The sequence below is a fragment of the Plebeiibacterium marinum genome (genome assembly GCF_026013615.1).
Classification (GTDB): domain Bacteria; phylum Bacteroidota; class Bacteroidia; order Bacteroidales; family Marinilabiliaceae; genus Saccharicrinis; species Saccharicrinis marinus_A.
This window is the reverse complement of the sequence record NZ_JAPDPI010000036.1, coordinates 43,726-52,906: the sequence shown is the minus strand read 5'-3', so window position 1 is coordinate 52,906 and position 9,181 is coordinate 43,726. Positions and strand designations below refer to the sequence as shown.

Here is a 9,181-nt window from a genome sequence, read left to right as displayed (position 1 = left end):
CTTTCTCTCATTCAACATACCAATATTTTTTAGTTTGCCCAAACTTAGATATTGGCATGAATGCTTCCTATGCGTGGTTTACCGGATGCTTACCACCAAACATGGCTTTTTTGATATATTGAACTAAGTCATCATGTGGAGTTCTTTGTAGTTCTTCGAAAAGGGATCTTTGTATCTCAATTTTATCAGGATTCATTCTTTTTGCCTGATTTTCTAAAAGTGATTTATAGTTTTTTACCATTATTATTAAATTTGATTAGAAGGAGAGGGAAACTCTCCTTCTGTTAAACATTTAGTTATCTATCCTCGTGGAGGGAACGGATCGTTACCGTAACTGTTTTTATCACGGATTTGTCCATTGGGACGATGAATAATAAGCTCTGAATGTTGATTTTTAGAAATACTTTTAGCTATATCAATAGCTTCTTTTTGAGTATTAGTGATTCTCGTAGCTTTATTATTACCGGCACCTTTTACTGCCCATTTGTTATTATGAGGAACAACATGTTGATTTTTGCCCATGTTTTCTTTATTTTTAAATTATTAATTCTATTTTCGCAAACGAAATGTGCGGATACAACAAGCCCGAGCAAGGTTTGTGGATTTCCTGGAAATCAAAATCTGCGTAGCAAAAAGTGAATATCCTGGTGTCTTGGCGGAACGATAGATATTCGCTTTTTGAGTTTTAAGCTCTTATGTTTTATTTATTCTTGTCCTATTTATTTCTCCATTTAGTTTGTAATTAATTTATCTGGTATCTATTTTTTCTTTATATGATTTTCAAAAGCATTTAAAGCTTCATGTATTTTTGAAAATGGAAAATGATCTCCAACATTCCCCTTTTCGTATTGTTTTAATCCGTTATTGGCATTTCTAATGGCCTTGTTTAAACCATCGTTTGCTATTAATCTTTTAAACCATTTATCTTGTTTTAAATACACCTCTTTTTTAGAGTAGTCAGAAATATGAGTTTTAAGATCTTTGATAACCTGCTCACAATTAAGATACTCTTTTGTTGTGTATTTGAAATGCAATAAAAACCAATATTCAATACTAGGCATGGAATCACAAATTAAGACCTCCTCAATATCTTTATATTTATCTACAATTTTATCGAATACATCTTTCTTTCCTTGATTCACAATGGAATCGTAATCTGTTAAAAAAGTAATCTGGTCACATCCTCCTGAAAGCAGTTCGTCAATAATACCTTCTGCTTTTTCAATGCTAACATCTGCAAATAATGAAGGTCTAATATTATATATATAGCCTTTATATTTCTTGAGATGACTTAAATACCACTGTTCAGTAATGCCTTCACCTAGGACAGCATATTTTAATTTGAATCGACGTTCTTTTCTTGCTCTTCTCATAGATTACAGTTCAGGTATTGCACCAAATTTTCCAATTTTATATGCATTGAAAAAAGACAACTCTTTACGGAAGTTGAAGTCTGACATCGAAAATAAATCAGTAGCTCCATCTTCTTTTTTCTCTGTAAACCATATAGCATCTTTTCTTAGAATATCTTTTTCATTTAAAAGAGACATGTTATGTGTTGTGAATAACAATTGGGCTCTTTCTGATTTTTTAAGAAATTCTGAAATAAAATGAATGACTAATAGTGGATGCAGAGCCGAACCGATTTCATCAATTGGAAGAAAAGCATTACGTTGTATAGTGTGATAAAAAGGAGCAGAAAGACCATAATATCTTAAGGTTCCTTTTGATTGCCTTCTTTCCGGTAGAGAAAAATATTTTTCTTCTCCATCCATCAAAACTTTATGTGTAAAAACTGTCTCTTCAATATGAATTGCCTTTTCTTTTTTAATTTGTTCCTTTTGTTCGTCAGAAAAAGGGGATGAATCAATATTTTTTAATAAGAAATCGGGTAACTTTCTTATCTTATCTTCGAACTTGACATCCGTAATATTAAAATCTGCTTCTTTAAGAAATTCTAAAACGTGTTCTTTTACGTCATTACTTTTTTGAATCGCATCATCAGAATATCCGGTAAGATCCATGTATGGATCGATTGAATTTAAATATTGATCTTCAAACCATTCATTAACCGTATCTATTTCGGCTATTGAAAGGTTTACCTGATTGTATGCTGCTAAAACAGAAGTGTTTTTTAATGTCTTTAATTGTATAGCTTCTTTCGCCTGATTTGAAATATTAATTTTTGCACCAAATTCAATTATCGATGTTTTGCTTTTTTCGTTAAAGGTTCTTTCGAATACAACGGCAGGTTGCGTTCCCGGATAGAAAAAAAGTTTTTCTTCTAAAACTTCGGATGGATTAATAATTAATTGATATTTATACTTTTTCCCGTTAGGATAAAATATCAGTTCTAATACTCCAGGTTTTAAAATTGTTTTGTCAAACATAAATGGAACAAACTGTGTATCCATTCCCTTTTCCTCCGGTATATTGGAAGTGAAATCGTTCAAAAACTGAAAAGCAGCTATTAAGTTACTTTTACCTGAGGCATTTGCCCCATATACCATAGCCAACTTTAAAAGTCGTGTACCATCAGGTTGTTCGGCTACATAGTAATTTTCTAATGTTTTATCAGATGTAGCCTCAAAACTGAATACAACCTCATCTTTAAATGACAGGAAATTCTTTATTTTTAGCTCTTGTATCATCTCTATTTATATTTATTGTAATTTATTTACAAATATAGCAAAAAGAAGTATTGTTTGCAATTGTATTCTGTGATATTGCAATTTAATTGCAATATTTTAAAAAAGAACATAATTTTTAATGTTTAAAAACCCATCTTTTTTGATTCTCTATATATGTTAAGAATTGGTAAGCATATCCATCTTTGTATGGAATTTTCACTTCAATTGAATTTCCTTGGGCTAATGTTTTTTTAGCATAAGCTTCTTGAATAATATCCATGAGACGATGTAAACCAAAGAATATTGCAAATGTATATGCAATTCTTTCTTCCCAATCTGTATAACCCATTGCTTCAATAGTGCAAAACTTACTAGGATTATAATTCAAGTATTTAATGCCACCTTGAATGAATTCATATTGAGAATGTGCTATTGCATTCCGTAATTGTTGAGAATAGGATTTATTTAAAATTTCATAAAATTTGGGACATAAATTTTGTAATGGATTTTTTATATTATTTCGTATATGGTCTGCTTTTGTATTGCTTTTTTGAGTTGTCGGTATTTCAAGATCCCAATCGTAATGTTTACCTTGAGCTAAAATTGAAAGTTGAGTAAATAGTTCTAATAGGTAATTGTTTTCCCAGATTTTTAGGTATAATAATTTTTCTGAGTGAATAGTATCTTCTATTGCTGTAAGTTGGTTTTTATTGATGGTTTTGTAATCCAGATTTTCTTGCCAGTGAAAAGTTCTGGCTTGACGATAAATATAATTTATATGGGAAAAGGCACTTAATCCTACTTCACCAGGACCAATCATGTATTCTTTTTTACCATTGATATTCCAAAAATGTCCATGTTGTTGAACCAATAATAGTTCACATGGATGTAATTGCTGGGTTCTAGCTGTTTGTAATAACTCTTCAATTGCGAGAGTAACCTTATAATCAATCTTTTTTTGAATATCTATTCTAATCATTATACTTGTTGAGATTTGATTAAACTCTTTTTCATTTGATTTGCTATATAAATAGGATCTACAGCTTTTATAAATGCAAAGCCAAAAAATACGGATACAAAAACTAATGATAAAAGGGCAAGTTTTTCTGTTAAGGTTCCATCTTTTTGAATATTGATAAAAACAACTGCAGCAAATATTAAAAGAAAACCTATAACTGAAAAAATCCACATAATAATATTCTCGATTTTGGTTATACTTACTTCAATCTGCTCAGATATAGTTGAAAAGTATGAACGAGCTCTTTTGATTTGCTTCCAATTATATTTATCTCCTATTTGATTTCTGAATTCAATATATTTCGGAATAGTATCATAATCGGTATGAATACCTGTTTGTAGATAAAAGTCATCTTCAATAAATTTCTTTTTAATAAACTTATAATATTCAGTATCTATTTCTTCGTAAAAGTTCATTTGACTTTTTAACTCATCTAATTTTTTTGTTCTTTTAAATGGTGAACGAAATGATTTATTGTTAAAATAATGAGTTGTTACAGCAGATACAAAAGCAGTAAATATTGGAATTATAATGCTTAGTATCATTTTTATAGTATCATTTCCCATAGTTTAGGTTTTAAGTGATTGGTTTTGTCTATAATTCTCCTTTAAAAGCTTTTTGTACTAATCCATTAAATAGATCATCACTCTCGTTTATACTCTTTTTTAATAATTCCTTTTGAGCTTCAATATTTTCAACTATTTGAGCAAATTTGTTTTGAAGAGTTATTGGAGGAAGTGGAATATATAATTTTTTAAGTTTTTCTTTTGAAATATTTGGCATTGATCCGGCACTGCCTGTAGCAAGTTTTTGTATACTTTTCCTGAAATTAATATGGTTCAATAAAAAATATGTATAAACCCCGTTAATTTTCAGTGGAATATAATTGATTCTAAAGATCGTATCAGGAATCATTAGTTTAGGCTGAGTATTAAAAACATATGCGCACGCCCCAACTAATTCTTTTGTGTTTTTACGTGAAAAAAGTAAATCGTTTGATTTAACTTCTAAGTTTGTTTTGGGAGACAAAGACTCAGGTAGGTTTTTATTAAAAGTCTCTTTATATGTTCTTTCTGATATGGATGATAAAGTTAATATAGCCCAATTTTCTTTACTTTTTCTAGAAAAACCATCACATTTTGGACTCCATCCTCCATCAATATTTGAAATAAGATTAATCAATACTTTCTTCTCCCACCCCATAGGATTACTCACCGGATCACCAAAAATATCTAAAAATACAGATTGCAAAAGCTCATCGTATACGGCCAGTTGTTCTTTGTTTTTTTGGCATAAGGCCTCGGCTTTGTCTAATATAGTTGCTATTCTTTTTTGCTCGGGAAGAGAAGGTATAGATACATCGGTGTTGTCAAAATTTCCCTTAGTTATATGCTTCATTGTTGAACCGTGTACTCTTTGGGAAAACGACATTAATATTGATGAAATTAAATGTTTGAAGAATGCTTTGTCAATAGCCATTTTATTAAACACTACTTTGAAAATATGTTGGTTTAACCAAGCGTCTTCTTTTTGCCATTCAAAAATACCTAATGTAGCTGACCATGAAATCAATAAGTCACCTTTAGTAACTTTATATTTTTCATCAATATCACCGTTGAAATAATTAATATCTTTTCCTTTGCCGGTCAAATTTTGTATACGAATTATTTCTTTCCCTTCTGAATCCCAATCTTGGGGTTTAAATGCATATCCATTAGTAAAAGTTGCAGTGTTGCCAAGTTTAACTTTTTTCCAACTCATCCCAACAATCCTCCCAACTCTTTCATTAAATCCTTACGTTCCATATCCAATTGGCTAATTCTATCGATTATTACTTTGGGCGAATCATATTTAATTTCTTCGTAAACAATTTCCTGGTAAAGGTTAAATGATAGGTTGTAGTTTTCTTCTCTGATTTCATCTACGGATACGAAGAAGTGTTGGGAGGAGCGATCTTGTGCAAACGCTGTCAGGTCTTTAGACGCTGACAGGTTTTGGGTTATATGATGAAACTTTTCTATGATGTCCGGAATATTGTTTTCTTCGTGTTTGTAAGTTCTTAAAGTGGGTATTTCGGGTTCTTTTTCATCCGGTTTACCCAATATTTCTCTTTTGTCATCTAAGGTGTAGCCATCGGCTTTCATATCGTAGAACCAAACTTTGTCGGTACCACCAGTTCCGGTTTTTGTAAATACTAAAATTGCAGTAGCTACACCTGTGTATGGTTTAAACACTCCGGAAGGCATGGAAATAACAGCTTGCAGTTGGTTTTCGTCAATAAGTTTCTTACGAACAGCTAAGTGACTTTTTGTACTTCCAAATAACACACCAGCAGGAACAATAACTGCACATCGTCCTCCCGGGCGTAACATGCGTAGCATAAGGGCCAGGAATAGCAATTCTGTTTTAGCACTTTTGGCTGTTTTACCCAGATTAAGCGCTTTTTTCAAACTTAATTCTATGCCATCGTAATCTACAGAACCCGTAAAAGGTGGATTCGCTAATATTAAAGAGTATTTGTCTTTAATAGCGTTATCACCAGAAAGGGCATCCATGTATTTTAGTTTAGGATTGTCGATACCATGCATTTGCAGGTTCATGGCACTGATACCTACCATGGTATTGTCACTTTCAAAACCGTTAAACATTCCATTGTTAAAATGTTCACGGAATTCCTTTTTGTAAAATTCGTCGGGATAGTTTTCTCTTAAATATTCAACCACACTAACCAAAAAACCTGCAGAACCTGCAGCGGGATCACAGACCAATTCATCAGTTTGTGGCTGCAATAAATCTACCATCATGCGGATAATATGCTTTGGTGTTCGGAATTGTCCGTTAATACCTGCTGAGGATAGTTTAGAAAGTAAGTATTCATAAACGTCTCCTTTGGTATCACGATCTTCTAATTTGATTTGATCCAGCATTTGAACCACTCTGTCCAAAAGCTTTGGCGAGTTGATGTCAAAATTTGCATAGCGCATGGTTTCGGCAAATAAACCTCCTTTGGCTCCCAGATTTTTAATGAAATCAAAGACTCCACCTTCTTTTCGAAAAAGACTAAACATTTGTTCCGGATCCTTATCCTTGAATACATTCCATCGTAATTCACGTTGATCTTCGGTATATATAGGATCTTGCACTTCCATACGAAGTTTGTTGGCTTGCTTTTCTTTTGCTTCCTGTTGTTTATCTATACTTCGAATAAACAGAAGGTAAGTAATTTGTTTAATGATACTAAGAGGGTCAGTCATTCCGTTTTGCCAGAATTCCTTCCATATTTTATCTATGTCATTACGTTGTTGTCCTGTGAGCATATTATTTGATTTATTTTAATGCAAAGTAAAAAGATGCGAGTGCAATCTTTTTGCACTGGTGAAATTAAATTAATTTTATTGGCACAAAACTAACTAAAAAATACACATGCCGAGGAATAAACAGGCCAGCTTCCGTTACCGAGTTATTAACAATTGTTTGAGAAATACAAGTCGTATCTGGACAGTACAGGAATTAATAGATGAGATTGGAGATCAGCTATATGAACATTTTGGGATTGATAAAGGAATAAGTTTACGCACCTTCAGGTATGATATTGAATTGATGCGAAGTTTACCTCCAAGAGGTTTTGATGCTCCTATTAAAATTGAAAATAATGAGGTTAGATATGAAGACCCAAACTATTCCATAGATCATTCGGAATTATCAGAGACGGATATTGAAGCTATTAATGATGCGTTAAGATTATTAAAAAACTTTCCGAGACTTTCAATCAATGAAGAGTTGGCTTTGGTTCAGGCTAAGTTTCAAGGTGATTTATTGAAAAATGATAGCAGGAACGGAGTTATTGCATTTGAACAAAAAGAGGTAAAGGGAGTAGAATATATTTCTTCACTAATGAAATATATTAATGATCATGTACCAATAAAGTTGACATATAAACCTTTTCAATCGCCTAATGCAAATACATTCATTGTTCATCCTTATTTACTAAAACAATATAATCATCGTTGGTATTTGATAGGTTATAGTTCAACTTATAAAAGTGTAGGTATTTATGCTTTGGATAGGATTGAAGCAGTAAGTTTATCAGAGGAGAAATATATTAGAAACACTTTTGTTGAAGTAGAAAAGTATTTTAAAGATATAGTAGGGATTACTTTGCCTAAAGATGAAAATATTAAGGATATTGTTTTAAGAATAGATATTAAACAGGCTCAATATATTATTACCAAACCTATTCATAATAGTCAAAAGGTTATTAAAGAGACAGATGAAAACGTAGAGATTAGTTTACAACTTATACCTAATTATGAGTTTTACTCATTAATATTGAGTTATGGGAATTCTGTTGAAATATTATTACCAGAGAATATTAGAGATGACATAGCAAAGAAAATAAAAGTAATGTATCATTCTTATTATTCTGAACAAAAACAAAAATGATGACAGCACATATTAGTAATACTATTGAAGCTCTAAAAAGATCACCACTATTTAATCTTTCGTTAAGTTCAAAAGAGTTATTTCATAGTAACTTTATTGCGTGGTTATGTGATGAATACAAAGTTGAATTTGGTAAGATTATTTCATCCAGGTTTCTGGAAAAAGAACTTGTGATTCATAAAGTTTTAAGAGAAAACAAAAATCTTGACTTAACGATAATATTTGAAACAAATGAAAAAATTGTCATCGAAAATAAAGTCAAAAGTATTCCGGATGAGGAACAGCTTATAAATTATAGTAACAGTAATATTGCATCTAAATATATTTTATTGACACTTATTGAACCTCCATTTGATAGGGTTGAAAAATGGGATGTAATATCATACTTAGATCTATTGGAGATGCTTGAGGAGCTTTATGATATAATTGATGTAGATAATAAGTATCACAAGAATTTAATTAAAGATTATTGCTTATTTATTGAACGACTTTCTATTGTTGGAAAAGGTCTTACTGAAAATACAGAAAAAGAGATGTATGATTATCATGGAACTCAATATCGATATTTTCAGGATATAAGAATGCATGATTTTTATATTAAAATAAAATTTTCTTATCTGCAAAATAAATTACATGCTTACCTTTTTGAAAATAATACTTTTAGTAAAGAAGTGATTAAAAGGAAAAGGTATATTCACGAAGAAGACCGAGGTAAAATCGTAATCTCTATTAATATGGTAAGAGGAAAAGGTGTAATGAATATTGATTATTCTGATGAGGATAACATTATCTATGGGATTATGCTGGATGGTCAACGTTATCTGAATTATGTATTTGCCTGGGGTGATAACAATACCGAGAATATATCACATCAACTTTTAAAGCAAAAAGAATGGTTTCAATTTAATTGGGAAGAAGCAAAGGAAATTTATCCACAAAAAGGAGGGTTTAATAAATTTGGGAAGATGCGTTATCAGGCCGTAAAGATTCCTATCGATATGACATTGAATAGATTAATTGAGATTATTTATAAAGATGTAAAAAGGTTAATCCGTTTACAATCGACATTATAGCTATTTGTGATAATATT

At 31.1% G+C, this 9,181-nt stretch carries 10 protein-coding genes; 2 read left to right on the top strand and 8 right to left on the bottom strand.

Annotated features, from left to right (window positions below; all coding sequences use genetic code 11):
* Nucleotides 1-67: 67 nt before the first annotated feature.
* From OM074_RS15620 to OM074_RS15585, 8 genes are all read right to left on the bottom strand, one after another.
* Entirely contained in the window at nt 68-241 is a 174-nt protein-coding gene (locus OM074_RS15620; protein ID WP_301201109.1) for a hypothetical protein, read from the bottom strand.
* A gap of 59 nt (nt 242-300) precedes the next feature.
* A complete protein-coding gene (locus tag OM074_RS15615) occupies nt 301-522 on the bottom strand; it encodes a DUF2188 domain-containing protein (RefSeq protein WP_301201107.1) in 222 nt (73 codons plus the stop codon).
* Nucleotides 523-758: 236 nt separating this feature from the next.
* The gene (locus OM074_RS15610; RefSeq protein WP_301201105.1) at nt 759-1,373 is read right to left on the bottom strand and encodes an RloB domain-containing protein; all 615 of its coding nucleotides are present in this window, start codon (nt 1,371-1,373) and stop codon (nt 759-761) included.
* A 3-nt stretch (nt 1,374-1,376) separates the two neighbouring features.
* On the bottom strand, nt 1,377-2,651 hold the full coding sequence (locus OM074_RS15605) for an AAA family ATPase (protein ID WP_301201103.1): 1,275 nt from the start codon (nt 2,649-2,651) through the stop codon (nt 1,377-1,379).
* A 115-nt stretch (nt 2,652-2,766) separates the two neighbouring features.
* Nucleotides 2,767-3,609, bottom strand: a complete 843-nt coding sequence (locus tag OM074_RS15600; RefSeq protein WP_301201100.1) for a hypothetical protein — start codon at nt 3,607-3,609, stop codon at nt 2,767-2,769.
* Nucleotides 3,609-4,214, bottom strand: coding sequence for a hypothetical protein (locus OM074_RS15595; protein ID WP_301201098.1), 606 nt, complete (start codon nt 4,212-4,214; stop codon nt 3,609-3,611). The genes OM074_RS15600 and OM074_RS15595 overlap by 1 nt, the downstream gene beginning before the upstream one ends.
* Before the next feature lie 28 nt (nt 4,215-4,242).
* Nucleotides 4,243-5,409 carry a restriction endonuclease subunit S gene (locus tag OM074_RS15590; protein WP_301201096.1) on the bottom strand — a complete coding sequence of 389 codons (1,167 nt, stop codon included), beginning with the start codon at nt 5,407-5,409 and terminating at the stop codon, nt 4,243-4,245.
* Entirely contained in the window at nt 5,406-6,965 is a 1,560-nt protein-coding gene (locus OM074_RS15585) for a type I restriction-modification system subunit M (RefSeq protein WP_301201094.1), read from the bottom strand. The genes OM074_RS15590 and OM074_RS15585 overlap by 4 nt, the downstream gene beginning before the upstream one ends.
* A gap of 106 nt (nt 6,966-7,071) precedes the next feature.
* Between OM074_RS15585 and OM074_RS15580 the strand changes: the two genes are divergently transcribed.
* Nucleotides 7,072-8,091 (top strand): helix-turn-helix transcriptional regulator, encoded by a 1,020-nt coding sequence (locus OM074_RS15580; protein WP_301201092.1) that lies wholly within the window; start codon nt 7,072-7,074, stop codon nt 8,089-8,091.
* Entirely contained in the window at nt 8,088-9,164 is a 1,077-nt protein-coding gene (locus tag OM074_RS15575; protein WP_301201090.1) for a PD-(D/E)XK nuclease family protein, read from the top strand. The genes OM074_RS15580 and OM074_RS15575 overlap by 4 nt, the downstream gene beginning before the upstream one ends.
* The last annotated feature ends 17 nt before the right edge of the window (nt 9,165-9,181 follow it).